The organism is Streptomyces sp. NPDC047000 (assembly GCF_040644295.1).
Lineage (GTDB): Bacteria > Actinomycetota > Actinomycetes > Streptomycetales > Streptomycetaceae > Streptomyces.
Genome location: NZ_JBEYWE010000026.1, coordinates 1 through 24,938 on the forward strand (window position 1 = coordinate 1; position 24,938 = coordinate 24,938).

General features: G+C 71.4%; 25 protein-coding genes and 3 pseudogenes. 7 read left to right on the forward strand and 21 right to left on the reverse strand.

The genetic code is table 11. The annotated features are described in order from the left end of the window. Nucleotides 1-88 (forward strand): annotated as a pseudogene (locus ABZ862_RS30280) (carbohydrate ABC transporter permease); the annotation flags it as partial. Nucleotides 89-183: 95 nt separating this feature from the next. Here ABZ862_RS30280 and ABZ862_RS30285 read toward each other — a convergent pair. The 3 genes and pseudogenes from ABZ862_RS30285 to ABZ862_RS30295 form a co-directional block, all read right to left on the reverse strand. Next, a pseudogene (locus tag ABZ862_RS30285) lies at nt 184-411 on the reverse strand (DUF1330 domain-containing protein); the annotation flags it as partial. Between the two features lie 25 nt (nt 412-436). After that, entirely contained in the window at nt 437-625 is a 189-nt protein-coding gene (locus tag ABZ862_RS30290; RefSeq protein WP_360964886.1) for a ferredoxin, read from the reverse strand. Continuing rightward, nucleotides 622-1,917, reverse strand: coding sequence for a cytochrome P450 (locus tag ABZ862_RS30295; protein ID WP_360964889.1), 1,296 nt, complete (start codon nt 1,915-1,917; stop codon nt 622-624). The genes ABZ862_RS30290 and ABZ862_RS30295 overlap by 4 nt, the downstream gene beginning before the upstream one ends. 379 nt (nt 1,918-2,296) lie before the next feature. On the opposite strand from ABZ862_RS30295, the gene ABZ862_RS30300 reads away from it, so the two are divergent. From ABZ862_RS30300 to ABZ862_RS30310, 3 genes are all read left to right on the forward strand, one after another. Then, entirely contained in the window at nt 2,297-3,583 is a 1,287-nt protein-coding gene (locus ABZ862_RS30300) for an aromatic ring-hydroxylating dioxygenase subunit alpha (protein ID WP_360964892.1), read from the forward strand. Nucleotides 3,584-3,603: 20 nt separating this feature from the next. Further along, on the forward strand, nt 3,604-3,933 hold the full coding sequence (locus ABZ862_RS30305) for a hypothetical protein (protein WP_360964895.1): 330 nt from the start codon (nt 3,604-3,606) through the stop codon (nt 3,931-3,933). Between the two features lie 350 nt (nt 3,934-4,283). Next, entirely contained in the window at nt 4,284-5,228 is a 945-nt protein-coding gene (locus ABZ862_RS30310) for an SGNH/GDSL hydrolase family protein (RefSeq protein ID WP_360964898.1), read from the forward strand. A 204-nt stretch (nt 5,229-5,432) separates the two neighbouring features. On the opposite strand, the gene ABZ862_RS30315 is transcribed toward ABZ862_RS30310, so the two are convergent. Beyond that, the gene (locus ABZ862_RS30315; RefSeq protein ID WP_360964901.1) at nt 5,433-5,561 is read right to left on the reverse strand and encodes a hypothetical protein; all 129 of its coding nucleotides are present in this window, start codon (nt 5,559-5,561) and stop codon (nt 5,433-5,435) included. Nucleotides 5,562-5,851: 290 nt separating this feature from the next. Between ABZ862_RS30315 and ABZ862_RS30320 the strand changes: the two genes are divergently transcribed. Continuing rightward, the gene (locus tag ABZ862_RS30320; protein WP_360964904.1) at nt 5,852-7,969 is read left to right on the forward strand and encodes an NACHT domain-containing protein; all 2,118 of its coding nucleotides are present in this window, start codon (nt 5,852-5,854) and stop codon (nt 7,967-7,969) included. A gap of 192 nt (nt 7,970-8,161) precedes the next feature. On the opposite strand, the gene ABZ862_RS30325 is transcribed toward ABZ862_RS30320, so the two are convergent. After that, nucleotides 8,162-8,290 (reverse strand): hypothetical protein, encoded by a 129-nt coding sequence (locus ABZ862_RS30325; protein ID WP_360964907.1) that lies wholly within the window; start codon nt 8,288-8,290, stop codon nt 8,162-8,164. A 317-nt stretch (nt 8,291-8,607) separates the two neighbouring features. Here ABZ862_RS30325 and ABZ862_RS30330 point away from each other — a divergent pair, with 317 nt between their 5' ends. After that, nucleotides 8,608-9,309, forward strand: a complete 702-nt coding sequence (locus ABZ862_RS30330) for a DUF6192 family protein (RefSeq protein WP_360964910.1) — start codon at nt 8,608-8,610, stop codon at nt 9,307-9,309. 260 nt (nt 9,310-9,569) lie between these two features. Here the strand turns inward: ABZ862_RS30330 and ABZ862_RS30335 are convergent, their stop codons facing one another. The 11 genes and pseudogenes from ABZ862_RS30335 to ABZ862_RS30385 form a co-directional block, all read right to left on the reverse strand. Continuing rightward, on the reverse strand, nt 9,570-10,604 hold the full coding sequence (locus ABZ862_RS30335) for a polyprenyl synthetase family protein (RefSeq protein WP_360964913.1): 1,035 nt from the start codon (nt 10,602-10,604) through the stop codon (nt 9,570-9,572). Next, the gene (locus ABZ862_RS30340) at nt 10,601-11,641 is read right to left on the reverse strand and encodes a tetratricopeptide repeat protein (RefSeq protein WP_360964916.1); all 1,041 of its coding nucleotides are present in this window, start codon (nt 11,639-11,641) and stop codon (nt 10,601-10,603) included. Before ABZ862_RS30340 ends, ABZ862_RS30335 begins: the two co-directional genes overlap by 4 nt. A 328-nt stretch (nt 11,642-11,969) precedes the next feature. Beyond that, nucleotides 11,970-12,176 (reverse strand): ferredoxin, encoded by a 207-nt coding sequence (locus ABZ862_RS30345; protein ID WP_360964919.1) that lies wholly within the window; start codon nt 12,174-12,176, stop codon nt 11,970-11,972. Beyond that, nucleotides 12,173-13,399 (reverse strand): NADH-ubiquinone oxidoreductase-F iron-sulfur binding region domain-containing protein, encoded by a 1,227-nt coding sequence (locus ABZ862_RS30350; RefSeq protein ID WP_360964922.1) that lies wholly within the window; start codon nt 13,397-13,399, stop codon nt 12,173-12,175. The genes ABZ862_RS30345 and ABZ862_RS30350 overlap by 4 nt, the downstream gene beginning before the upstream one ends. Nucleotides 13,400-13,503: 104 nt before the next feature. Next, nucleotides 13,504-14,193: a ferric reductase-like transmembrane domain-containing protein gene (locus ABZ862_RS30355; protein WP_360964925.1), complete on the reverse strand. Its 690-nt coding sequence runs from the start codon at nt 14,191-14,193 to the stop codon at nt 13,504-13,506. Next, on the reverse strand, nt 14,190-15,152 hold the full coding sequence (locus tag ABZ862_RS30360; RefSeq protein WP_360964928.1) for an FAD:protein FMN transferase: 963 nt from the start codon (nt 15,150-15,152) through the stop codon (nt 14,190-14,192). Before ABZ862_RS30360 ends, ABZ862_RS30355 begins: the two co-directional genes overlap by 4 nt. Then, nucleotides 15,149-15,541 (reverse strand): hypothetical protein, encoded by a 393-nt coding sequence (locus ABZ862_RS30365; RefSeq protein ID WP_360964931.1) that lies wholly within the window; start codon nt 15,539-15,541, stop codon nt 15,149-15,151. Before ABZ862_RS30365 ends, ABZ862_RS30360 begins: the two co-directional genes overlap by 4 nt. A 47-nt stretch (nt 15,542-15,588) precedes the next feature. Continuing rightward, entirely contained in the window at nt 15,589-17,022 is a 1,434-nt protein-coding gene (locus ABZ862_RS30370) for an ATP-binding protein (RefSeq protein ID WP_360964934.1), read from the reverse strand. Next, nucleotides 17,019-17,723 carry a response regulator transcription factor gene (locus ABZ862_RS30375; protein WP_360964937.1) on the reverse strand — a complete coding sequence of 235 codons (705 nt, stop codon included), beginning with the start codon at nt 17,721-17,723 and terminating at the stop codon, nt 17,019-17,021. The genes ABZ862_RS30370 and ABZ862_RS30375 overlap by 4 nt, the downstream gene beginning before the upstream one ends. A 546-nt stretch (nt 17,724-18,269) precedes the next feature. Next, complete coding sequence (locus tag ABZ862_RS30380; protein ID WP_360964940.1) at nt 18,270-18,569, reverse strand: antibiotic biosynthesis monooxygenase; 300 nt, start codon at nt 18,567-18,569, stop codon at nt 18,270-18,272. Nucleotides 18,570-18,615: 46 nt separating this feature from the next. Beyond that, nucleotides 18,616-18,873 (reverse strand): annotated as a pseudogene (locus ABZ862_RS30385) (alpha/beta fold hydrolase); the annotation flags it as partial. A gap of 176 nt (nt 18,874-19,049) precedes the next feature. Here ABZ862_RS30385 and ABZ862_RS30390 point away from each other — a divergent pair. Then, entirely contained in the window at nt 19,050-19,589 is a 540-nt protein-coding gene (locus tag ABZ862_RS30390) for a PadR family transcriptional regulator (RefSeq protein WP_360965132.1), read from the forward strand. A 394-nt stretch (nt 19,590-19,983) separates the two neighbouring features. On the opposite strand, the gene ABZ862_RS30395 is transcribed toward ABZ862_RS30390, so the two are convergent. The 5 genes from ABZ862_RS30395 to ABZ862_RS30415 form a co-directional block, all read right to left on the reverse strand. After that, a complete protein-coding gene (locus tag ABZ862_RS30395) occupies nt 19,984-20,844 on the reverse strand; it encodes an endo alpha-1,4 polygalactosaminidase (protein WP_360964943.1) in 861 nt (286 codons plus the stop codon). Nucleotides 20,845-20,905: 61 nt separating this feature from the next. Next, a complete protein-coding gene (locus ABZ862_RS30400) occupies nt 20,906-22,270 on the reverse strand; it encodes a HAMP domain-containing sensor histidine kinase (RefSeq protein ID WP_360964946.1) in 1,365 nt (454 codons plus the stop codon). 71 nt (nt 22,271-22,341) lie between these two features. After that, entirely contained in the window at nt 22,342-23,016 is a 675-nt protein-coding gene (locus ABZ862_RS30405) for a response regulator transcription factor (protein WP_360964949.1), read from the reverse strand. Nucleotides 23,017-23,440: 424 nt separating this feature from the next. After that, complete coding sequence (locus tag ABZ862_RS30410) at nt 23,441-24,037, reverse strand: NAD(P)-binding domain-containing protein (protein WP_360964952.1); 597 nt, start codon at nt 24,035-24,037, stop codon at nt 23,441-23,443. 41 nt (nt 24,038-24,078) lie between these two features. Then, nucleotides 24,079-24,912, reverse strand: a complete 834-nt coding sequence (locus ABZ862_RS30415) for an inositol monophosphatase family protein (protein ID WP_360964955.1) — start codon at nt 24,910-24,912, stop codon at nt 24,079-24,081. Between the last annotated feature and the right edge of the window lie 26 nt (nt 24,913-24,938).

Sequence of the window (24,938 nt, forward strand, 5' to 3'; positions counted from 1 at the left end):
CGCGTCCACCAAGTCGGGCCGCGAACTGTTCTCCACGTTCACCTTCCTGCCCGGCTCGGGCTTCGTGGCCAACATCAAGGATCTCAGCGTGCCCTCCTGACCGGCCACCCGCACCGGCGGTTCGAACCCGGCGACGATGACGGCGTTGGTGACGGCCGCGGCCTGCCGCAGTGGTCGGGCCGCCCGGTAGCCGGCCGACTCGTACCAGGCGCGGGCCGCCTCCACCGAGTCGAACTCGAGGATGACGGTCCGGTCGCCGTGCCAGTCGCCCTCCAGGACCTGGGGACGGCCGTCGACGGCCCGGACGCGGGCGCCGGCCTCGGCCATCGACACGGCGGCGGCTCTGCCGTAGGCGGCCATGGCCTCCTCGTCCCGGACGGCCTCGGTCATGACGACATAGCCCTTGGGCATCAGCTCTCCTCTGTCCGGACGCGCGTCACGTCGTCGTGATGGCGTGCTCGGGACACAGGGCGGCGGCCCTGCGCACCGACTGCTCGTGCCGTACGGGGATCTCGGGCAGAAGCACCACGGAATACCCGTCGTCGTTGAGGTCGAAGACCTCGGGACAGATACCGAGGCACACACCGTGCCCGCGGCAGCGGTCGTCGTCCACCGTGGCCTTCATCGCGCCTCGCTCTCGCGGGTGTCGAACTCCAGACGCAGCTCGGTCAGGCCGCGCAGGATGAACGTCGGGACATAGCGGTAGCGGCGGTCGCCGGACGGCCCGTGCGCCTGCTCGGAGATCCTGATGTCCGTCGTCCGGTCCAGGAGCCGTTCGATCGCCACCCGTGCCTCGGCCCGGGCCAGCGGCGCCCCCGGGCAGCTGTGGATGCCCCGGCCGAAGGCGATATGGCGCCGGGCGTTCGGGCGCTCGACATCGAAAGCCGCCGGATCGGCGAACTGGCGCGGATCGCGGTTCGCGGCACTGTTGACCAGCATCACCGTGGTGCCGGCGGGCAGTTCCACGCCGCCCACGGTCGTGGCCCTCCTCGCCAGCCGGAAGTCGCCCTTGATCGGGCTCTCCGTGCGCAGCGACTCCTCGATGAACAGCGGGATGCGCTGCCGCTCGGCCCGCAGCAGCCGCTGCAGCTCGGGGCGTTCGGCGAGGACGCGGAGCGCGGAGCCGAGCAGACGGACGGTCGTCTCCTGGCCGGCCGCGAACAGGTTGGCCGCGACCCGCACCACGTCGGCGGTCTGCGGAGTCGACCCGTCGGGGAACGTGGCGGTCGCCAGCCCGCTCAGCACGTCCCCGCGGGGGGCGCGACGGCGCTCCCCGATGTATGTGGTGAACCGCCCGTAGAGGTACTCCAGAGGTGTGTGCTCCAAGGTCTCCTCGCCGGTGCTGCCGATGCCGGGCCCGTTCGCCGCCTCCGGGCGCTGCAGCCTGGCGCGGAACTCCGTCCGGTCCCCCTCGGGCACACCGAGCAGGTCGGCGATGACGAGCAGGGTGAAGGGGCCCGCGAAGTCGCGGACGAAGTCCCCTTCTCCCCGGGCCAGGTACTCGTCCAGGAGGCTGTCGGCGAGGTGCCACATGGCGGCCTCGTTCTCCTTGAGGCGCTTGGGCGTGATCAGACGCATCAGGAGGGCCCGGTGGGCGGTGTGCGTGGGCGGGTCGAGGGTGGGGAGCTGGTCGCTCATGGGCAGTTCGTCACGGTGCCGTGCGATCAGATCGCTGATGTCGTCCCCCTCCAGGGGAACCGGGAACCCGGGGAAGGGACCGGTGACCGACGTGCACGAGGAGAACGTCTCGTGGTCGTTGTAGATCTGCACCGCCTCCTCGTAGCCCGTCACCATCACCACGTCGTGGTGCGGCTCGCGCCGCAGGGGGCACCGCGCGCGCAGGTGGTCGAAGTAGGGGTAGGGGTCCGCGACGAGCGCATCGTCCCGGAAGAAGTCGATCGCGTCGTAGTCCGGCATTGAAGTGGGGCGTTCCCTTCGTCGTGGCGTCTCGGGTGCCTCGGCGGCTCACCACCCCGCTCGGCGGAGGGGCGGGCGGTCCCTGACCGCGGAGTCCCGGCTGCGGAGCCCGGGCGATACACGATGCGCGTCACCGCATCACCTCCTGCGCGGCACGGACAACGGGACGATAGCTTGCCTCTCACTTCTGGAGAAGACTATTACCGCCATCCGTCGCCCGCTTGCCGGGGCGGCCGGCTTCTCGGGGTCGAGCCGACCTGAAGCGTGAACTCCGCGGGCATCCTTGACGATTACGCAAAATTGAGAATACGGTTCTCGTGTCAAGAGATCAGAGTTATCGACTGGACGAGCGGCGTCGTCGACTGGAGGGCCCGACCCCATGGCGCATTTCAAGAAGCCCGAAGAGGGCAGCTGGACCGAGCACCTCAAGGTGGACACCCGGCCGGTCTCCTACGCGGACTCGATCTCGCCGGAGCACTACGAGCTGGAGCGGGAGGCCATCTTCAAGCGGACCTGGCTCAACGTCGGACGCGTCGAGCAACTCCCGCGCAAGGGAAGCTACTTCACTAAGGAGCTGGACGCGGCACGGACGTCCGTGATCGTGGCGCGCGGCACCGACGGTGAGGTGCGCGCCTTCCACAACGTCTGCCGGCACCGCGGCAACAAGCTGGTGTGGAACGACTTCCCGCGCGAGGAGACCAGCGGCGTCTGCCGCCAGTTCACCTGCAAGTACCACGCCTGGCGCTACGGCCTGGACGGCGAACTCGCCTTCGTCCAGCAGGAGAGCGAGTTCTTCGACCTGGACAAGTCCGCCTACGGACTCAAACAGGTCCAGACGGAGGTGTGGGAGGGCTTCGTCTTCGTGAACCTCGACACCCGGAACACGACCCCGCTGCGGGAGTACCTCGGGGAACTGGCCAAGGGCATCGAAGGCTACCCGTTCCACAAGCTGACCCAGGTCCACAAGTTCCGCGCCGAGGTCGGCAGCAACTGGAAGCTCTTCATCGACGCGTTCGCCGAGTTCTACCACGCCCCGATCCTGCACTCCGGCCAGTACATGCCCGACCAGGCCCGGCGGATCGCCAAGTACGGTTACGAGGCGCTCCACTACGACATCGACGGCCCGCACAGCATGGTGTCGTCCTGGGGCGGCATCGCCCCGCCGCACGACCGCGAGATGGTCAAGCCCATCGAGGCGGCACTGCGCAGCGGCCTGTTCGGCCCGTGGGACGCACCGGACATCGGCATGGCCACGGAGGACCTGCCGCCGGCCGTCAATCCCACCAGGGACCACCGCTGGGGCATGGACTCCTTCGTCTTCTTCCCCAACTTCATGCTGCTGATCTGGCGGCCGAACTGGGTCCTCACGTACCACTACTGGCCTACCTCGTACCACACGCACATCTTCGAGGGGACGTGCTACTTCGTCCCGCCGAAGAACGCCTTCGAGCGGCTCCAGCAGGAACTGGCCGCCGTCTCGTTCAAGGAGTACGGCCTCCAGGACGGCAACACCCTGGAGGCGACCCAGACGATGCTCGAGTCGGGCACCGTGGACCGCTTCCCCCTCAACGACCAGGAGGTACTCCTGCGCCACCTCCACCACACCGCCCAGGAGTACGTCCGCGAACACCGGCGCCGCACGTCCGGCGACCCGGCAGCATCCTGATCCCCGAGGAGGACCACACCATGGCCGGCACGTTCCCCGAGGGCTTCGAGGCCCTGGACCCCTTCGCCGACTGGGCGATCCCCACCGAGAAGGCCCGCTACGCCAAGCGGATCGCCAGCACGATGGACGAGCTCGACGCGTTCTACGAGGTCGCCTTCCCGCTGCTGAAGTCCGGCGCGGCCCGCCTGCGGGAGATCTCCATGGACGACATCTCGGAGCCCGACAAACGACTGCTCTGGCTGTTCTGCTCATTGGTGACCGTCGCCTTCTCCGTGGAGGCCTGGCGCCAGCCCAAGGTGCCCGACTCGGGAGCCTCCAGCATCGACGCGGTGCTCGAACCCGCCGTCTGACCGGTTTCCGGCCTCCGCTGCCACAGGCGAGCCACGGCCGTAGTGCGGTCGTTGCAGACAGAGCACCCCCTTGGTGCGATCGCAGCAGCCGGCCTCCTCCTTCCGCCGGATGACCCGGGAAGCCCGGCGAAGGCATCCTGGACCGCGTCGGCGTCAACGACTGACGCGCTCTCACCACTTGTCCGCTGCCAGGGGCGTCCATGTCACGTCCGGCCTCCCCTGGCGTTCCGGTGGCATTCCTGCCGGTCGCGCACCGGTGTCACGGAGGACCTGCCGACGGCATCGTTCCTGCGGCGGCGTGGTGGTGTCCGACGATGCGGCCTGTGGTGCGATCCGGTTCGGAGGGGCGAGTGCGATCCCGCAAGATGGTGCTGAGAGCCGGTGCGCTGCTCGCCGTCCTGGTTCTGTCGGCGATCGTCATCGCCAGGCAGTACGCGGGGACCGGGCCGGACACGCCCTCGGACATGCCCTACGTGGCTCTCGGTGACTCGTACACGTCCGGTCCCCGCATACCCGACCAGACGGGCAGGCCTCCGGGATGTGCCCGCTCCACCCGTAACTACCCGGCGCTCGTGGCGCGTGAGCTCGGCATTCCCGCGGCAGACGTCCGGGACATGAGCTGCTCCGGCGCCACGATCGCCTCTCTGTCCGCCACCCAGGACACGGGCGACGGAGTCAATGCCGCCCAGATCACCGCACTGAACCGGCGTACCCGGCTGGTGACCCTGGGGATCGGGGGCAACGATGTCGGCTTCAGCGAGGTGTTCGAGCGCTGTGTCGCACAGGGCCTGGTGTACCGCCTGACCGGCGGCGCACAGCTCTTCGGCCGGGACGCGCCGTGCAGGCGACGGTATCTCCGGGCCGACGCCGACCGGCTCCAGAAGCGTATCGACGCCGCCGGGGCCCGCCTGGCTCGGACACTCGTCACCATCGCCGGGCGCGCCCCGCGGGCCGCTGTCTTCGTGGTGGGGTATCCGGCGTTGTTGCCGGCCCGGAAGACCAGTTGTGCGGGCATGGTCCTCGCCCCCGGGGATGTGGACTTCCTGCGCCGGACCGAACTCTCCCTCAACCGTATGCTGCGGCAGCGTGCCGAGGAGACGGGCGCGATCTACGTGGACACCTACGCGCCCAGCACGGACCACGACGCCTGTGCACCGGCCGGCCGCCGCTACGTGGAGCCGCTCCACCCGGCGTCTGCGGCAGCCCCGCTGCACCCCAACGCGCGGGGCGAGTCGGTGATGGCGCACGCCGTTCTGGGAACGATGCGCAAGGAAGGCGTACCCGCGGTGTCCTGAGACGCGTTCCGTCGACGCCGTCAGGTGGAGGAACGCACCTCGAGACGAAGACGCGCGGTGGGGGCTTCCGGGGGCATGGGCGTGCCGTTCAGGACGGCCGGCATCCCGTGCGCACGGTGTCGTCCGGCCTCCGGGACGTCGAAGTACACGGTGCTCAGGGCCGGGGCGGCCAGGGGCCGTTGCAAGATCAAGATCTGTCCGGATTCATCCGGTGAGGCCGAGGGCGGCCAGTGGCCGGTGGCAGTCGCGGGCGGCGTGGCGCAGGGCGGCGGCGATGTCGGTCTGTCCGTCCTGGCGGTGGATGCCGATGGCGAGGTTGCGCAGTCCCGCCATGACCCGGGGCAGGTGGCCCGTGCGGATCGTGGGGTCGTCCTCGCGGAAGGTGCGGTCCCGGACGTGGTGCAGAAGTTTTTCGATCTTCCAGTGCCCTTTGGCCCATGCGGCGAGCTGGGCTCCGCTCGCTGCACAGACCCGTAAGAGCCTGTGCCTGATGCCAGCATGCCAATAGTCAGCTGGAGTGGTCGGATTCGTCGCGAATGGTGTCCCCGTCGGCATGGGGTGCGGCATGATGACTCGACGTGCGTACACGGGGGATCGGCCGAGGGCTGCAAGGCGTCCGAAGGATGCTGTTGCTGACGGCGGTAGTCACGCTGGTCTTGGCAGTGGGGCTGAAGTCGTACATCGAGCAGGAGACGGTTGCAACCGTCTCCCAGGTGGTTGCAGCCGCTGTCACGGTCGCACTGGGCTGGGCTGATTTTCGTGCGGGCCGCGCCGAGGCCGCAAAGGACCTGGCCGCGGTGACGAAGGAGCTGGCAGCAGACGTCCGGCGGGAGTGGGAGGCTAAGGCCACCCAGCGCGATGTAGTCGAGTCCTATGCGCTGCCAGTTGCTTGGCGGCCCGCCAGGTCCGGACTGGTTGCAGACTGGGCGGACGTGGTCAAGGCCGCCCGTGGCTTGCCCGATGGTCCGCCCGGTGATGCCGGCGCGTGGCCGGTGGACGAGGCAGGGCTAGAGGGTACCTACACGCAGATCGGCGAGGTCTTCACCAAGCGGGTGCCCACGCGCCGCCTAGTGGTCCTGGGCGAGCCCGGATCCGGCAAGACCGTGCTGCTGATCCGTCTGCTGCAGGAACTGGCACGACCGGGGAGCAGCGGCCCGGTGCCGGTGCTGTTTTCTCTCGCGTCCTGGAACCCTCTCGAGTCGGGCGGTCTGAAAAAGTGGATGGCCGAGCAACTGCGCCTCCACCACAATGTCGATCTCGGGCATCCTGCCTCCGCGGAGTCGCCGGAGACCGACCGGGCCCAAGCTCTGGTGGACCGCGGCCATATTCTGCCGCTCCTGGACGGGTTCGACGAAATTCCGCCTGCCCTGCACGCTGTGGCCCTCCACGAGATCAACAGGGCTTGGCGCACGCAGCCTTTGGTCCTGTCCAGCCGCACCGACGCCTACCGCGCTGCCCTGAATGGGCTGGATGCCAGGCGGCTCGATGGTGCCGTAGGCATCCAGTTGGTACCGCTCACCCCGGGCCCGGCCGCCGAGTATCTGCGCAGCGGTCTTCCCCATGCCGAGCGATGGGATGCGGTCATCGCCCGTCTGGGAAGCGACACTCCCGTCGGCCAGGTGTTGATCACACCGCTGGGCCTGTTCCTCGCGCGCACCATCTACGCCCCGTCGCCCCGAGTCGGGGCCACCGAGCCGACTCCGCACCCGGATGAGTTGTGCGACACCACGGTGTTGGGTACCCGCGACGAGCTGGAGCGTCATCTTTTCAGCCACTTCATCACAGCCGTCTACGAGGACCGGGATGCACACAGCAAGCCTTCCCACTGGTCCGCGCAGCAAGCTCGTCACACGCTCGCCACCCTTGCCCGGCACTTGGAAGTCCACCGCGGCGGCAGTACGGACTTGGCCTGGTGGGAACTCGGCTCGGCGGTGCCTGCCGAGCAGCGAGAAAATACCGCCGGATCGGCGACCGCTCTCATCGGTGCCGTTACCGTCGGCCTTGTTGCCGGTCTCAGCTCCTGGCTCAGCTCTGGGCTCGTCTGGGGGCTCGTCTGGGGGCTTGGCGGCATGCTGGTCGCCGGCCTGATGTGCGGCTTGGCTTCCGCTTTCGGCTTCAGCAAGTCGGACGCCGTCGTGTACCCGAGCTCCCGGTTCCGGTCCGCTCTCCACTTCGGGCTCCTGGCGGCGCTCATGACAGCACTAGCCCTGTACCAGTTCGTCGGTGCGCGCGTCGTCCTCCAGTACATCGTCCTGATCGCTGCGGGCATACTCTGGAGCCGTTTCAACGGAAGGCTGACGCTGGAGCGGGCTGACCTTGCCGTCCGGGTCGGGCCGGGGACGTTGGTCGTGCAAGATCGCCGGATCTTCCTCCAGATCATGCTGCTGTATGTCTTGGGGTTCGGGGCCTGGGGCGTCTGGGCGTTCGGGCTGAAGAGCAGTTTCTGGGTCATACCGGCGTTGGGTATCGGTGGCGGGCTGGCCCTCGGGCTCGCTGCAGGACTGGCGCGTGGGTTCTATGTCGGATTCAGGGAGACGGCATGGGCGCAGTTCGCCGTAACCAAGGCCTGCCTGGCGATGCGGGATCATGCCCCGTGGTCGTTGATGGCGTTTCTCCAGGACGCGCACGATCGCGGCATACTCCGCCAAGTCGGCACGGTCTATCAGTTCCGTCATATCGGCCTGCAGCGCTATCTCGCCGAGCAGTCCAGCAGCGATGACGACGCTCTCCCGAGAGCCTGAGTACAGGATTCCCTGCCCGGTTCGGCTGGTTGGGCTGGACAATGACCGGTCATAACGTGACCGCATGGGCAGAGACGGTGTTCCCCGGCTGAGACTGGTCGTAGTCGCGGATGATCGCGATGGCGGGCCGCGGCTGTGTCGTGGGTGCGGCGATCCGCTGATGCCGTCGTTGAAGATGGCTGCGGTGTTCTGTTAGTCGGCGTGCAGGTCGCGGCACTGGCGGCGGATGCGGCGGGCGAGGGCGAGGGCCGAGGCGGTGAAGGCCGGTGTGACGTCCAGTCGCCCGGAGTGCGGGACGTCGTGGACGGTGGGGGCGAACATCCTGTCTTGGCAACGTACTGCTTTCCCATCTGCCGCAAACGGGCCTGGCGCAGGCGGCGCGTGGCGGATGCCGGGTTGTGAGATCGTGCATTTGACGGCTGGCATCGCGCTTCACAGCGGCAACTGTGCGTCCTGGCGGGTTCCTGGGGCCGGTCGGATGGTGCGAAGCGACGCCCTGCCGGGGCGAACTGACGGCATGACACGGGTGCCGCACCCGGGTCCGCCGGGGATGATGTCCGGGTGCCCGCGATGATCGGCAGTGTGACCCGGGAACGCTATGACGAGCTGGTCAGCTGGGGCGGGACTGGGTAGCCACGATGAGCAGCGCCCAGTGGCGTCTCGGGGACGCGGCTGTGGAGATCGAGCCGATGCGCTCGTACGGAGGCGCGAATCCGTTCGGGAAGGACGACCTGTTCACCGTCGGTGAGGCCGTCCGGATGTTCGCCGAAGATGTCGGACTGGCCTACACGGCCATCCGCAGTTGCCGGTGGGTGTCCTCGCGCTGGCCGAAGGAGCGCCGACGGGCGGACGTCTCGCACACCATCCACAAGATCCTGGCCGGCATTCCCGATGAGCAGGAGCGGTTCGAGGCGGTCACCAACCCCCCCCCCGCCCAGCCCGCGCGGCGGCCTGCCGTCGCCGCGGGTGACGCCTTCACCGTCGGTTCCATCTCCGTCACCGTCCACGGTCACCGCCACGCCCTGATCCATGCCGACGTGCCGTGCCCCGACAACGTCGGCCATCTCCTCGACGACGGGACCCTCTACCATCCGGGCGACGCCTACTTCGCGCCCGACGCTCCGGTGCGCACCCTCCTCCTGCCGACCAGCGGCCCATGGACCAACCTCGGCGAGGCCGCCGACTACGTCCGCACCGTCAAGCCCGAGCGCATCGTCCAGATCCACGAACTCATGCTCAGCGACCTCGGCCGGCGGTCCGCCGCCCACCTCCTCGGCGAGAAGGGCCTGACCGGGATCCCGATCAGCCTGCTCGAATCCGGCACCACCGTCCAGCTGTAAACACGGGTCTTTGTCCGCGTACAGGGCGACCGGCCGGAACCCCTGCCGGGTGTGGCCTGCGAAATCCCTTGTCGCCACTGCTGTTGTCGCCACGGGTGTGCCATCGTCGGCCGCGCGGTCGCCCGCAGCGAGGAAGCGGCGTGCCCCTTCATCGTGCAAGCACTGCGGGAGAGCGCCGCCCCGCCCCGCCGCAGGGCCGACCACGTCCGGGAGGGCGGCGCGGTGGCGTACGGCCCTGCGGCAGGGCGGCACCGGCGTGTTCAGAGGTCGCGGCGCACGAGGAAGTCCAGCAGCGCGTGCAGGGCGTCGACCGGGCCAGGCTCGAGAGGCAGGTCACCGAGGGCCGTCTCCGCGGCCGCGAGATGGCGGCGGGCCTGCGCCAGGGCCGTGGACCGGCCGCCCAGCGCGTCGATCAGCGCGGCCGTCTCCTCGGGAGCATCGGCACGCTCCAGCAGGAGGGCGAGCCGACGCGTCTCGGGGGCCGGGGAGGCGAGCGCGGCCAGCACCGGGAGGGTCTTCTTGCCTTCCCGCAGATCCGCGTGGACGGGCTTGCCGCTGACTTCCGGATCACCCCAGATGCCCAGCATGTCGTCGACGATCTGGAACGCGACGCCCAGCTGCCGGCCGGCCCGGTCGAGGGCGTGGGCCGTCGTCGGCGGGGCCCCGGCGAGCAGGGCACCGAGCGCCGTCGCGCAGCCCAGCAACGCCCCCGTCTTGTGCTCGGCCATCAGCCGGTACTCCTCCGGCCGCACTTGCCGCGGACCTGTCCACGGACGCTCCGCGAACAGCAGATCGTCGGCCTGTCCGCGCACCAGGTCGCGCAGCGCTGCGGACAGCACACGCACGGCCTGCGGGCCGGCGGATGCCGCTGCGAGGGTCTCGACGGCCAGCGCGAACAGCGCGTCACCGGCCAGCACGGCGGGGCCCGTGCCATACGCCTTCCACACCGCCGGACGGCGTCGCCGGGCCGGGTCGCCATCCATGATGTCGTCGTGCAGCAGTGAGAAGGTGTGCACCAGTTCCACCGCGACGGCCGCCGGCACCCCGGCCGGTCCCGGACCGCCCACAGCTTCCGCACCGAGCACCGCCAAGGCCTGGCGCACCCCCTTTCCGCCGGACGACGAGGACGGCGCGCCTCCCACCTCGCACCAGCCGAAGGAGTACGCGGCCATCTCGCGCATCCAGGGGTGCAGCCGGTCGACGGCCTCTGCCAGGGCGGGCCGTACCAGCGCGTGGCAGCGTTCGAGGACATGCGGCACAGCGGCCGGTGCCCGCAGGGACGCGGGCGCCGTCATCGGACGGCCTCAGCCGCGACGCCGAACTCCTCCTGGGCCCGCGTCACCATCTCCCGCGCGTGACGCAGCCCGATCCGATCCAACTCGGCTGCCAGGACGACGAGTTCGGCAGCTATCTCGTGGAGGTCGTGGCCCAGCCGGGCCCGGGACTTGGCCAGTCCGAGCCGGGACAGCGCCGCTCCGCGCGGCTCGCCCATGGCCCGGAACTCGGCCAGGGACCGTTCGTACAGGTCCCTGGCCTCGGCGTGACGACCCGCCCGGTACAGGATGTTGCCGCGCATCTTGTGGTTGTAGGCGAGCGCGCTGGAGAGGTTCATCGCCCGGCACGTCGCCTCCGCCTCGGACAGCAGCGCCAGGGCCCGCTCGGTGTCCCCGTCCCGTACGGAGACGACGTCGGCGAGCCCGCGGAGCGCCCAGGCACGGCCGCGCCGGTCGTCGGCCCGTTCGGCGATTCCGGCCGCCTCCTCGAACAAGGCGTGCGCGCTGTCGTACCTGCCGGTGTTGCGGTGGATCTGCGCGATGCCCTCCAGCGCCCACACGGTGTGCCGCGCCTCGCCCCGCCGGCGGGCCTCCGCCAGCAGTTGCTCGTGCAGTCTGCCGACCGCTTCGTAGTCGCCCTGGATGCGTCCGGTCTCCGCGAGCCCGGCCAGCGAGTACCCGCGCACCACGACGTCGCCGCCCCGCTCGCCGAACTCGGCCGCGAACCCCAAAAGCCGCCAGGCCAGCGGGAACGCGCCGCGCTGCCGGGCCAGTGTGCCGCCGCTCCACAGGGCCCATGCCATCGCGGCGGTGTCTTCGGCCGCACGGGCCGCGCGATAACTGGCCTTCCACTCCCGGTCCGCGTCCCCGATCCGTCCCAGGCGGCGGTACGCTTCGGCGACCGCCACACCGCAGCGGGCCGCCTCGCCGTACCGTCCCGAGCGCCGTGCCGCCTCCAGCTCCTCGATGCCGGCGGCGAGTACGTCGGTGAGCGAGGAGTTCACGGAGAGGGCGGTGAGAGCGCCCTGATACTCCGGGGCGAATGCCTTGCCGTACATAGATGCCTTTCGGTCCGGGCGACTTCTATACACTCTGTGTATACATGGCATGTATACACAGAGTGTATAGAGTCCGTTGAGTGAGCCCTCGGCCCGCGAGGGCGAGGGCGCCGTGTGCCACCGATCAAGACGTCACCCATGTCTGACGGGTTGCCCGCGGGGTGCGGTCAGTTCAAGTGAGGCGCCGGGCCGACTCCTGGCAACGCGGTGTGCGGTTCGCGCTCGCGGTCCATGCCCGCACCCGCTGAGCGAAGACGTCCCACCAGGTACGGCACCGTTGCTTTCGACGGGCAGCGCGCCGCTGGGCGCGGGCGGACAGAGCGTCCCGTCAGACCTCGTCGGTGTGGAGGGCGAGACGGGGGCAGGCCGCGACGGCGCGTCGGGCGTGGGCGCGCAGCCGGTCGGGGACGGTCCGGTCCTTGAGGACGGGGTAGCCCCATTCGTCGAGGTCGATCAGCTCGGGGAGCAGTTCGCCGCACAGGCCCTGACCCGTGCAGGCGATCCGGTCGACGCGCAGCGTCCGGGGCGCGGTCATCGCCAGGCCTCCGGGGGTACGGCGGGCGGGACGGGGATCCGGGGCGGCCGCCGGGCCGCGGGGCATGGGCCGTGCGAGAGGTGACGGTCGACGTCGTCGGCAAACGTGCGCAGGGCGGAGGCGGCGAGACGGGCCGCACCGTCCGGATGGCGGCAGGCACCCCGGCCCGGCAGCAGACCCACGCGGTGACGCAGGCGTGACAGGAGCCGCAGGTCCCCCTGACCGGCGGCCAGTACGGCCGCATCCTCGGCCACGGCGGGCAGCCCGAAGCGGCACGGGCCGCACTGGCGGGCGCCGTGAGCCGCCAGGAAGGCGAGTATCCGGGCCGTCTCGCCCAGCCCGCAGGCCGAGCGGGGAAGCGCGACGAGTACGCCCGCGCCGGGCGTGGCTCCCAGTGGAGCCAGGTCGCGCCGTGCGAGGGGCGTGTGAACACTTTCCGCCGGGAGCCAGGTGCCGGCGAAGCCGCCGAGCAGGACCGCCCCCAGAGGCTCCGTGAGGCCCCCGGCACGCTCGAGCGCCGTGGCGAGCGGCGTGCCGAACGCCACTTCCAGGACACCGGGGGCAGCCACGGCCCCGGAGACCGTCATCAGCGCGGTGCCGGGCTCGTCCGGTGTGCCGGCCCGGCGGAACCATTCAGGTCCACGGCGGGCGATGAGGGCGAGGTGTGCGAGAGTCTCCGCGTTGAGGACGAGTGTGGGGCGGCGCGCCACGCCGCGTTCATGGGTGGGCGGTGGGCTGCCCTGCGGGCGGGCCGGACCTCCGTTCAGCCAGCGCACCAGAGAGGTCGACTCGCTGGAGACATAGGCGTGCGGAAGGGCGTGCAGACACAGTCGTACGGGATCAAGCCGGGCCCTTCGCCGTTCCTCCAGGGCGACGCTGAGCTGCCGGTACTGGACGGTGCGGGTCCGGGGCAGGCACACATGGACGGTACCGGCACCGACCGCCGCCGCGGCCAGGACGGCGCCGTCGAGGACCAGGTGGGGTGCGACGGCGAGCAGGAACTGGTCCTTGCGGCTGGCGGGTTCGCTCTCCATGGCGTTGATGACGACCACGGTGCGGCCCCGGTGCGCCGTGACGGCACGCAGCTTCTGCGCGGTGGGGAACCCGGCACCGCCCCGCCCGGAGAGCCCGGCCGCCTCGACGGCGTCCACCAGCGGCATCGACGAACCCCAGGTGAGAGCGACGGGAGACGGCCCGTAGCGCCTGAGGTGGTCGGACAACATGGCCGGTCGTCCGGTGGCATGCCATCCCGCGAGCAGCCGTCCGGCCGGGTCGCCCGGCCCGGACCCGGAGCCCCGGGGCGCGAACGGTGCCGTGGCAGAGGAGGTCACCTTCCACCTCCGGGCAGGAGAGCCGCCGTGGCGGCGCGCTGAGCCCAGCCGGGCTGCAGCGGGCCGGCGGCCAGGAACGCGGTCAGCACCACGGGTACGGCGGTCGCGGCCACGGCGGCCACCAGCCGTCCGGCGATCCGGCCCGGCCCCGCCTTCAGCAGGCGCCACCACACGGCGGCGACCACCGAGGCCAGGCAGGCGGCGTAGAGCCACAGCTGGAGGGGCAGACGGGTGTCGGTGCCGGTCCCGGCGCCGTGGAAGAGGGCGAGCGGCCAGGCGGCGTAGGCCAGCCGGTGCACAGCCTTCCAGCGGCGTACCCCCAGCCGGTGCCGCAGCGCGCTGGTGATCAGCACCGCGAGCAGCAGGTCGAGCGCGGCCGTGCCCAGCCCGAGCCAGAGTGGACGGTAGGGCGCCCCGAACGGCACCACGGACACCGCCCACCCCAGGTGCACGAACGGATCGAGCACCGCCGTCACCACGTGCACGACGAGGAACGCCAGGGTGAGCAGGGACAGGTTGCGGTGCAGCAGCCCGATCTCGAACCGGCCGATCCGGCGGGGCGCGGCCCGGCCGCCCGAGACGACTCCGAGCAGCACGGTCGCGGTGAGCAGGATCAACGTGAGGGTCCCGCCGGCACGGCTCGCGTACCACAGCGGGCTGCCGGTCAGGGCGAGGGCCGTCATCATGAACCCCCGATCCCGGGAGCCGGGCAGTCGGGCGGCCAGCCGCCGAGGCACAGCACGGTGCCGTCCGTGCCCACGAGGCGGCCGGGAAGACCGGTGGCGCGCAGCCAGCCCGCGGCCCGCTCACCGAGCACGACCGCCGCCGTACTGGCGGTGTTGGCGTCCACGCAGGTGGCGGCCGCGACGGTGGCCGTGCGCCACACGGCTGCGGCGGGTTCCCCGGTGACCGGGTCGACGATGTGGTGCAGTGCGTGTCCGGCGCGCCGCCAGGCGCGCACCCGGATGCCGGAGGTCGCCAGTGCACCGCCGGTGACGGCCACGGCGGGGCCCGGCGCCGTCACGGGCTGCGCGTGGTCGTCGGCCAGGGCGATCCGCCATCCGCCCGCGGGCGGACGTCCGGCCACGGCGAGGTCGCCGCCGAGACTGATCAGTATTCCGCTGCCGGTCGCCGCGGCGGCCTGCTGCGCGGCGCGGTCGGCGGCGCGGGCCTTGGCGGTGGCGCCCAGGTCGAGGCGGGTGTGCTGCGGCAGGCACAGCGTCCGGGTGCGCGGGTTCCACCCGATGCGCTGCCAGCCGGGCGCGGGGCGGGCGACGGGCAGGGGGCGGGCGTCGTCGGGGCGCAGGGAGGCGAAGGTGCGGTCGTAACCGAGCGCGATGACCGCGCTGCCCACGGTCGGGTCGACGGCGCCGTCGGTGATCCGGGCGGCTCGAAGGGCGGTGTCGAGAGCGTCGGCGAAACGTGGACTGACTGCGGTCGGGACACCTGCGCGCAGGTTGACGCGGGTGAGTTCGGAGTCCGGCCGGAAGCGGCTGCACGTCAGGTCGACAGCGTGCAGTTCGCTGCGCAGCACGGCTTCCGCGGCGTGCAGGGCGCTGGGCTCGGTGACGAGCAGTACGGCCGTGGTGCCGAGGGCCGGGAAGACGACCTGGGCGGGGGAGGGCACCGGCGCGTGCGTGGTCATGATGCGCCCGTCGTCGTGTGGGGCTGCTGCTGGGCGGGCACCGGCGGCTGGGCCGGGGGCTGCGGTGCCGGCTGTGCGGCAGGGGCTGCCCCTTCGCCCTCGTCGTCTCCCTGTTCGCCCCCGTCATCATGCTGCCCGGCCCCTCCCGCGGCGGTGGCGGACGATGACGTCGCGGGGCTCTGCACGGGTGCGGGGCCGGTCGGCGCGGGGGCCGCCGAACCTCCCGGCAGCAGGTGGGTGTAGAAACCGCCCAGGGCTGCTGCGCCGGCCACGGCCGTCACGGCGATCCACCGGGTCAGACGGCGGCTGCGCCGCAGACCGCGCTCACGGGCACGCGCGGAGCTGCGCGGAGAGGGGATCGGCTGGAAGTCGTCGGGTGAGAACACCATGGCAGCACTCCTGGTGATTCGGAGGACCGGATCGGCTGCGTGCACCTTCAGGCTGTGCCGTCGGCGCTCGGGAACTCACTCACGTCTTCTTCAGAACCGGTTAAGATCTTGGTCGCGCCGCCCTGCCCGCTGCCGGACTCCCGCCACAGCGGCAGCCGCAGTTCGACGGTCAGCCCGCCGCCGGGGGTGTCCTCCAGCCGGGCCGTGCCGCCGTTGACGGTGACCAGCCGGTGGACGATGGCCAGTCCCAACCCGGTGCCTCTGGCCTCCCGGTTGCCGAACCGGCGGAAGGCGACCTCCTTCGCCTCAGCCGTCATCCCGGGACCGTCGTCCCTCACCCGTACCCGGGCGAAGTCCCCCTCGGAACGGACGTCGAGGGTGACGCTCCCGTCCTCGTCCACGGCCTCCACGGCGTTGGCGATCAGGTTGTCGAGGATCTGCTCGAGGTGACCCGCTCCCGACGCGACGACGGGCGACGGCCCGCCGGACACGGCGGCCAGCCGCACGCCGCGTTCCTCGGCCACCGGCGACCAGGCGGCCACCCGCTCGGCCACCACCGCTTCGGTCCGCACGGCTGTCGGGCGTGGCGTGGCCTGCTCGGCACGTGCCACGGCCAGCAGCCCGTCGACCAGCCGGGACAGCCGGGCGATCTCCTCCTGCGCGGCGGCCAGCTCCGCGGCGATGCCGTCCTCGGCTCCGGTGGCCAGGACGTCGAGCCGCAGCCGCAGCGCGGCCAGCGGGGTGCGCAACTGATGGGACACATCCGCGATCACGGCCCGGTGACCGTGCACCAGTGCCTCCGTGCGGGCCGCCATGGTGTTGAAGGTGCCGGCCAGACGACGCACCTCCGGCGGACCGGACCCGACGTCGGCCCGCTCGTCGAGGGCGCCCTCGCCCAGCCGCCGCGCGGAGGCGTCCAGCACCGACAGCGGGCGGCCGACCCAGCGGGCCAGGCGCACGGACAGCACCATCGAGGCGGCCAGCCCCGCGACGCCGATCACAGCCGACCATCCCCAGATCGCGGCGATCCGGGCATCGAGCGGAGCCGCCGAACGGGCCAGGACGGCCGCGCCGGCGGGCCGCCGCACCTCACCGGCCGGTTCCGCGGCCAGCAGCCGGCCCTCGCTCTCCGGTGGCTCCGGCTCGTGCCCGGCCAGGACGTCCCGCACCAGCTCCACCGCTTCCTCACCCTGCGCCGCGGTGCAGGGAGTACTGGCCACCAGATGCGCGGAGGCGTCGTACACGGCGGCGCAGTCGCCCGCCCGGGCCGCGGCGGCCAGCTCCCGGCGCATGGTGAGCGCCGGCTTGTGGTCGGAGAGGTGCTCCTCGGCCGCCGCGGCGATCACCCGGGTGGCTGACCGCTGGCTGTCGCGGTAGGTGACGCGCTCGCGTCCTGTCATCAGCACCGCCAGCGGTACGACCGCCAGTACCAGCAGCACGGAGGTCAGGACCAGGAGCGTCCAGGAGATCCGGCGGGTCACGGGTGCTCCCGGGGCTCCTGGAGCGCGCCGAGCCGGAAGCCGTGCCCGTAGACCGTCTCGATCAGCCCCGGCACGCCGAGCTTGCGGCGCAGCGCCGCGACATGCACGTCCAGCACCTTTGTCGGCCCGTACCAATGGGCGTCCCAGGCACGCTCCAGGATCTGCTGTCGGCTCATCACCCGGCCCGGATCAGCGGTGAGGCACTCGAGGACGGCGAACTCCTTCGGCGTCAGCGACACCGGACGTCCGTCCACCGACACCTGCCGGGTACGCAGGTCGAGCGCCAGCGGGCCGTGCCGGACGATTTCCGGCCCTGCCGGGCGCCGCCGGCGCAGCACCGCCCTGATCCGCGCCAGCAGCTCGGCGAGCCCGAACGGTTTGACCAGGTAGTCGTCCGCGCCCTCGTCCAGGGCCACGACCCGGTCCGCCTCCTCGCCCCGCGCGGTCACCGCGATGATCGCGGCGTCCGAGCGGGCGCGCAGCATCCGGCACACCTCGACACCGTCGATGTCGGGCAGCCCCAGGTCCAGCAGGACGACATCGGGGGTGTGCGCCGCCAGGGCGTCCCGGCCGTTTCGGACGCCCTCGGCCACGTACCCCGCCTGCCGCAGCCCGCGCACCAAGGACTCCGCGATGCCGCGATCGTCCTCGACGACCAGCACCCGTGTTTCCCCGGCTCCGTCGGCGGCCTGGACGTTCATGTGCGCTATCCGCCTCCCGGGCGATGCGATCGGCTGCACCGGTCCGTCTCCCAGCCTGCGCCCCGCCCAGGCCCGGGAGATACGGGCCGTTCGGCCCGCGTCCGGTACACCGGCGGGCGGCGGTCGCCCGCGGGCTTCGGGCCGGGTGCGGCGGCCGCGGTCTTCTGGGGTCGGTGAGGCCGTGGGTGTCGGTGGGAGCGATGACGGTTTCGGTGTGCCGGGGCGGGCGTGCCGTCGTTTCGTGGGCAGGGGAGGCCCGGGCGGGTGCACCGAGGTCTCCTCCGGCATCCGGAAACGCCGGGCTCCCGCCTCGACCAGCGCCTGAACGATGCCGGGCACAGGCTTCTCCACGGCCGCCGCCCGTACCGGGACAGCAAGGCGTGTGGCCGGCGGGCCTGCGGCGTACCGGTACGCGACACCGGCTCATACGGCAGCCGGTCACGCTCGATGACCGTCACCGCGTCGAAGTGCCGGGCGAGCGCCTGCGCGCTCACAAGTCCTGCGGCCCCGCTACCCGGTACGACCCGCTGGTGGTGTCGGACGTCCTCACGAGAGCCTGTCCGGTGCGCGGTCGTGCCCCGAGGCCAAGGTGCAGACGTCGACGTCCGTGATGTCCGCGAGAGCAAGCAGACCCTTCATCTGCGACGTGTACTCCGGGCTCTCACCGATCCGTCGATACACGTCCAGGCTCTCCCACCACCCCACATGGCTGAACTGCCGCGGACGGGTGGCGGATCGGAGCAAGTAGCAGTCCACGAAACCCTCTTGGGCCCGCATGTACTCTTCGTGCACGGCGAGAAGCTGGTCGAACTCGGTTTGATCACCCGTCACGGTGAACCTGGTCATGACCGTGATGCGCCCGGTCACACCGTCCGCACTCACCCGCATACCGACCTCTGCTGTGCGCGATGACGTCCGCCGCCCGGACCTCGGCCGCTTCCAGGGCCGTCGCCACGGCGTCGGCGTGGTTCTCCAGGGTGTAGCCGAAGTCGGCGGGACGGTCGCTGATGCCGAAGCCCGGCAGGTCGAGCAGGAGTGAGCGGTGGCCGGCCAGGGCGGGGTGCGCGGCGGAGGCCGCGAAGTACGGCGCGGCTGAGGCGCCGAGCCCGTGCAGGTGGAGACGGGCGGCACGCCGCGGGTTTCCGGGCATCTCCGCCCAGCGGATTCGCGCCCCTTCGGGGTCACCTGGGCGTCGCGCGTAACTCCACCTCGATCACTCGACCGCTCAGTCGTATGCCTGGCTGCCGGTTGCCCGGGCGCCCTAAAGCATCGCCGAGACTACACATCGACTCCGATATATAGAGGTGGTGAGGCAAGATGGATGCCGTGTTGGAACTGGCGATCCTGGGTTTCCTGTACCAGCAGCCGCTGCACGGCTACGAGCTGAAGCGGCGCGTCGCCCACCTCACCGGCCATGTCCGGCCGATCGCGGACGGCACGCTCTATCCGGCCGTCAAGCGGCTGGAGAAGGCCGGGCTGCTGGTCCGGCAGACCGAGCCCGGCACCCGGGCGGCACCCCGGCATGTGCTGACTCCGACCGGCAAGGGCCGAGAGGAGCTGCGCCACCGCCTGCGTGAGGCCGACGGCGTCGAGATCAGCGACGAGAATCACTGGTTCACCGTGCTGGCCTTCCTGCGTCACCTGGACGCTCCCGACCAGCAGGCCGCCGTCCTCCGGCGGCGTCTTGCCTTCCTCCGGGAGCCGAGCAGCTTCTTCTACGAGGGTGAACGCCCGGTCGCCGCGGAGGAGTTCGACGACCCCTTCCGCCAGGGCATGCTCACCATCGCCCGCGCCACCAGCCGCACCGAGCTGCACTGGTTGGACACCACCCTGAAGGCGCTCACCCTGGAAGCTGACACGAACTGACGTTCCGGCCCGAGCCGGGAGCAGCACGTCTGCCGGCCTTCTTCGGCCTGGCTCTGCCCGGTGATCGTGACGGCTGGGGTCAACCGCCCAGGGCTCGCCAGGACTCCGACCGGAGGATCTCGTCCTGGTCCACGAAGACCCGGAAGGGAGCCGGTGGTCGCGGCGAGGGCGGTTTCTCGGCCGGTGCCGGACCGCTGAGGCGCTCAAGACTCACGACATCGCGCACAGTTGTGGGGTGTTGCTTCCACCACGTGTGCGGTCGGCGCGTCCTCGACGGCTCGAGGTCCGCCACCGCGATCACCTCGTCCCGCGCGCCCACGGTCGGTCCACCGCTGCGGCCGGCCGAGAGCGCGTCGGTGGGGCGCTGATGCGACGCCGGGTCGGTCTGCCCGCCTCAGCAGGTGTGGAAGACGTAACCACCGGACCCGCGGGGGGCGACGTCGAGATCGCGCTGGACGATGCCGAGCTTGGCACCGAAGCCGGCGCAGGCCCGGCTGAAGCCGCCGTCCTGGTACTCGATCACGAAGACACGGTTCGCGTACGCCTTGGCGTAGTCGCCGCACTCGTTGTACTCACCGCACTCCTCGGCGACGGCGAAGTCGAAGCCGATCTTCGTGCGTTCCGGCAGCATGTCGACGGTGTTCTTCTGTCCGACGGCGAGCCCTGCGGCGTGCGCCCGGCCGGCCAGGAGCTTGGCGAAGGCCGCGTTGTGCGCCTTGGCCAGGCGGCCGCCCGAGCGCTCGTAGGAGTCGAGGTTGTCCGGCTCCACGGCCTGGTAGCCGCTCTTGGCGCAGCCGTCCACCCACTCGCCGACCACCTGGGCGAGCCGGGTGCGCTTGTCCGCCGTCGACGTGTCCAGAAGCGCCTCGTTCCAGTCCTCGTCGACCACCGGACGGTTGTTCTTGTCGCGCAGGATCAGGTCGGGGTGGTTCTTCTGCCACCAGCCCAGTGCGTCCGGCTGTGCCTGGAACGCGTTGACGTAGCAGATGTTGTAGAGACCCTTCACGGGCTTGGCGGACCGGTCACGCGACACGGCGGCCACCCCCTTCGCAGGGGTGTACCCGCCGCCGATCTGATAGTCGAACGTGGCGTTGGCCGTGGGGAGCGTCACCTTCGGCGCCGCCTTCGCTGCCGGTGTGGCCGCGAAGACGTCGGACAGTGTCACACCGGCCCCCAGGGCCACCACGGCGCCGACGGCCCCGGCGGCGACGGTGCTTCTACGGCGGAGGAAAGGTACAGCTGCGTGGTTCGACACACGGACTCCTGTGCAAGGTACGTACTGATGTTCACATCCTGGGCGGAGAACCGTGAGGAATTCATGAGGCGGGATTCCGGCCCGGGGAACGCAGCGGCGCCCGGCGGTGCCCCGTCGGCCGCTGTGCCGGTCCCAGCGTGAGCACGAAGGCCGATCCGCCGCCGGGCCGCTGCCGTACCGTCACCTCTCCGCCGTGCGCGGCGGCGACCTCCCGCACCAGCGACAGCCCGATGCCGGTGCCGCCGCCGGGAGAGCGGAACCGGACCAGCAGACCGGGCAGGACGTCCGGGTCCACCCCGACGCCCCGGTCGGCCACGGTGACCGCGGTGCCGCTGACCGTGATGTCCACCTCGGCCCGGTCCTGCGGGTCGCCGGGGGTCCGGCCGTGCCGCAGCGCGTTGGCGAGCAGGTTGCGCACCGCTGTCCGCACCAGTTCGGGATCGGCGGTCACCACCGACGGGTCGAGGTACGCCGTCACCGTGTGCCGAGCGGGCGGCAGTTCCTCGCAGACCTGCTCGACGAGCTGATCCAGGCGCAGCGGCACGGGACGGAACGTGTTCCCCGCCTGAAGCCGGCCGCGGGTGAGGATGTTGTCGACGACGTCCGTCATACGGTCCGTGGCCCGCCGCAAGCGCGGCAGATGTGCGTGAAGCCGGCCCGGGTCGGCGTCCGCGAGGTCCACCGAGCCGCGCATCACGGCCACCGGTGTGCGCAGTTCGTGTGCCGCGTCCGCGAGCAGCCGCTCCTGGGCGTCGAGCGCCTCCGCCGCCGGACGCAGGCTCCGCCCGGACAGCACGTGGCCGGTCACGGCCGCCAGCAGCACCAGGAGACCGGAGCCGGACAGCACCGATACCACCAGCCGATGGTGTTCCGCCTGCCCCTTCGCGGGGTCGCCGACCACGACCACGGCACCCGAGGTCTGCTGCGTCCGGTCGTGGTAGAACGGCAGCGCCAGCAGGTAGGCCGGCTGTCCCGCACTCGTGAGGCCCTGCGCGCGCACCGTGTCGTCCTGGGCCATCGCCTTACGCGCCACGCGGGCGACCGCACCCTCCTCGACGTCCGCCGCAGGGCCGCGTGAGATGAACACACGTCGCAGCCCGTCGCCGTGAGTCTGGAGCACGAGCACCTGGGGACGGCCGCTGGTCGCCTCGTCGTCGTACAGGCCGTCGAGCTGGATCCCGGCGTCGGTGTAGTAGATCAGCGAGGCTGTCACCGCCGCCCGGCGGCGCATCTCCTCGTACTGGGCGGCCTGCCAGGACCGTCCGTCCGTGCGGATCACCAGCCAGCACAGCGCCCCTACCCCGGCCAGTGTGATCAGGGTGTATGCGAGGGTCAGCCGCCGTTGGAGACGACTCAGGCGCCTGCGGGCCGGGGACGGCCGCACGCTTCGCGCGGCCCCGACGATCCGGGTGCCCGCTGTTTTCACCGGCTGCCGCCGAAGCCGCCGTGGTGCGCGACGCGGACGTCCTGCGGACCGCTCCCCGTCAGGACCGTCCGTCATGACGGCCCCGCGCCGTCCGTGAGCCGGAACCCGTGACCGCGTACGGTCTGGATCAGAGCGGGCGCGCCGAGCTTGCGGCGCAGGCCCGCCATGACCGCGTCGACGACGTTCGAGACGGGGTCGGCCATCTCGTCCCAGCAGTGATCGATGAGCGCGGTACGGGTGACCACCTCGTCCCGGTGCAGCAGGAGCTGGTGCAGGACCGCATACTCCTTGGGGGTCAGATACAGCAGAACGCCGGCGCGGCGCACCTCGCGTCGGGCCTCGTCCAGCTCGACGTCGGCGTGGCGCAGATGCACGGGCAGCCGCTCCGGCGCCCGGCGGACGAGACTGCCGACGCGCAGCACCAGTTCCACCATGGCGAACGGTTTCGCCAGGTAGTCGTCCGCTCCGGAACGGAAGCCGTCCACACGGTCCGGGACCTCGTTGAGGGCCGTGAGGCACAGGACCGGCGTGGTCCAGCCGCGGCGGCGGCGCTCCTGGAGCGGGTAGAGAGTGTCTCCGGACGGCACGAGGCGGTCGAGCACCACACAGCTGTAGGGCACGAAGTCGAGCATGACGTCCGCATCGGGCCAGTCGGACACCGCGTCGACGGCGTACCCGGCGTCCCTCAGGCCCGTCGAGATCACATACCGCAGGTCTTCTTCGTCCTCGACCAGGAGCACACGCATGGTTCTGATTCGTCCTTGAGGAGTGGGTTGTCCGGGCACGCTGCCTGCGCGGGCGGTGGCCTTTCCGCCCGGGAGACGGCGCCTGCCTCGGCCGTCGGCCCCCGGTGCCCCGGCTTCAGGCCCCGGATCACGCTCACCGACCGACACGGCCGGTTCGACCATGACCGGACCGGCCTCACCCGCGGCCCGAAAGCGGTCGGCGAGGAGGAGGCGGAAGGCATGGACATGCCGCTCAGTATCGCCTCTCAGGCACCACGCGGACCATTCATGGGGGAGGGGGCCCCTATACTCACCGCTCCCCGCCCGCCATCTCTACGCGTGCCCGTCGGATCGTTCGGTGGTGGCCGAGGTCCGAGGTGTGCCGTGAGCCGGTCGGAACGGGAAGCGGAGATGCCACCTCGCAGCTCGCCGCCTTCCCGTTCGGTCAGCGGGCGACCGAGACGGCGAAGGGCGCGAACCCGCTGGACCGGATCACGTGAGGTACGAACAGGACTGCGGCCTCGGCAGCCTGTGCTGTCTCGATCCCGCCGAGGTCCGTGATCCACTCCCGGCGCCATCCGAGGTCTTCGAGAAGCCCGTGGACGACCCGCTTGGCTTCGGGGTCTTCACCCGAGAGGAAGGCGGTGGGCGGCTGGGCGAGTGCGGCGGGCGCGGTCATCACCCTGTAGAGCATGGTGTTGAGCGTCTTGACGACGCGCGTCCCGGGGAGCGCCGCCTGGAGCCGCTCCCCGAGGCTCGAGCCGGGGTAGAGCAGGCGGGCGGGCAGTCCGTCCGGTCCGTCGACGGTGGCATTGGAGACGTCGACGAGGATCTTGCCGTTCAGTTCCCCGCGCAGAGCGAGGAGCCGTTCCAGCGTGCCGGCGCCCGGCGTGGCGTTGACGACGACCTGCCCTGTCCGGGCGGCGTCGGCGGCAGCGCCGGGTGAGCGGTCCGCCACGCTCACCTCATGCCCGGCGCGGGTGAGGGCTGCGGACAGGCTGCCGCCGACGCGGCCGGTTCCGAGTACGGCGATCTTGGTCATGCCGATCTGGTCCTTCCGGCGTTCATGGTTCTCGACGGTGGTCAGCGCGAGAGTGCGGCGACGGCGCCGGCGTGCACACCGGGCGCGGCGGCCAGCAAGCTCTCGCTCTCCGGCGTCCAAGGGCGTCCCTGGACGTCGGAGATGCGTCCGCCGGCCTCGGCGACGAGCAGTGCGCCGGGCAGCAGGTCCGCCCGGGCCCCGGCGAACTGCCAGAAGGCGTCGATCCGGCCGGCGGCCACGTTCAGCAGGTGCAGGGTCGCGGGCACCGAGGTCCGCACCACGAGCGCGTCGAGGAGCATCGCGGTGACCGAGGAGCCGACGCGCCGTACGACCGCTGCGTCCTCGTCCGGCCTGGCCTGGCTCGTGGCCACGAGGCTCAGTCCGAGGTCCGTGGTGTCCGAAACGCGCAGTGGGCGGCCGTCGAGGTGCGCGCCGCCGCCCGCGAGCGCGGCGCAGGTCTCGCCGGTCAGCGGCTGGTGGACCACGGTGAGCACCGGCTGGTTCTCGCGCACGAGGGTGGCGGTCACCGCCCATTCCGGCAGGCCGTGCAGGTGGTTGACGTTGCCTTCGGCCGGATCCACGACCCACCATTCGCCGGGAGGAAGGGCCCCGCCCTCGAACTCCTCCGCCACCCAGCCGGCCTCCGGACGCAGGAAGGCGAGACGTGGGCGCAGGACGTCGAGGGCCGCGTCGTCGTTGGCCGCGAGCGCGCGCATCAGCTCTTCGCGCGTCCGGTACCGGACCGCGCCGCCGAACCGCTCCCGCAGCACCGAACCCGCCGCACCCACGGCGGTCACGGTCTGCTCGAGCAAGGAGGCGTCGGACGAGGAACCAGTGACTGCGGCGGTGCCGGTGCTCCGGATCGAGTCGGGCATGGCGGTACTCCGATCTCAGCAGGGGG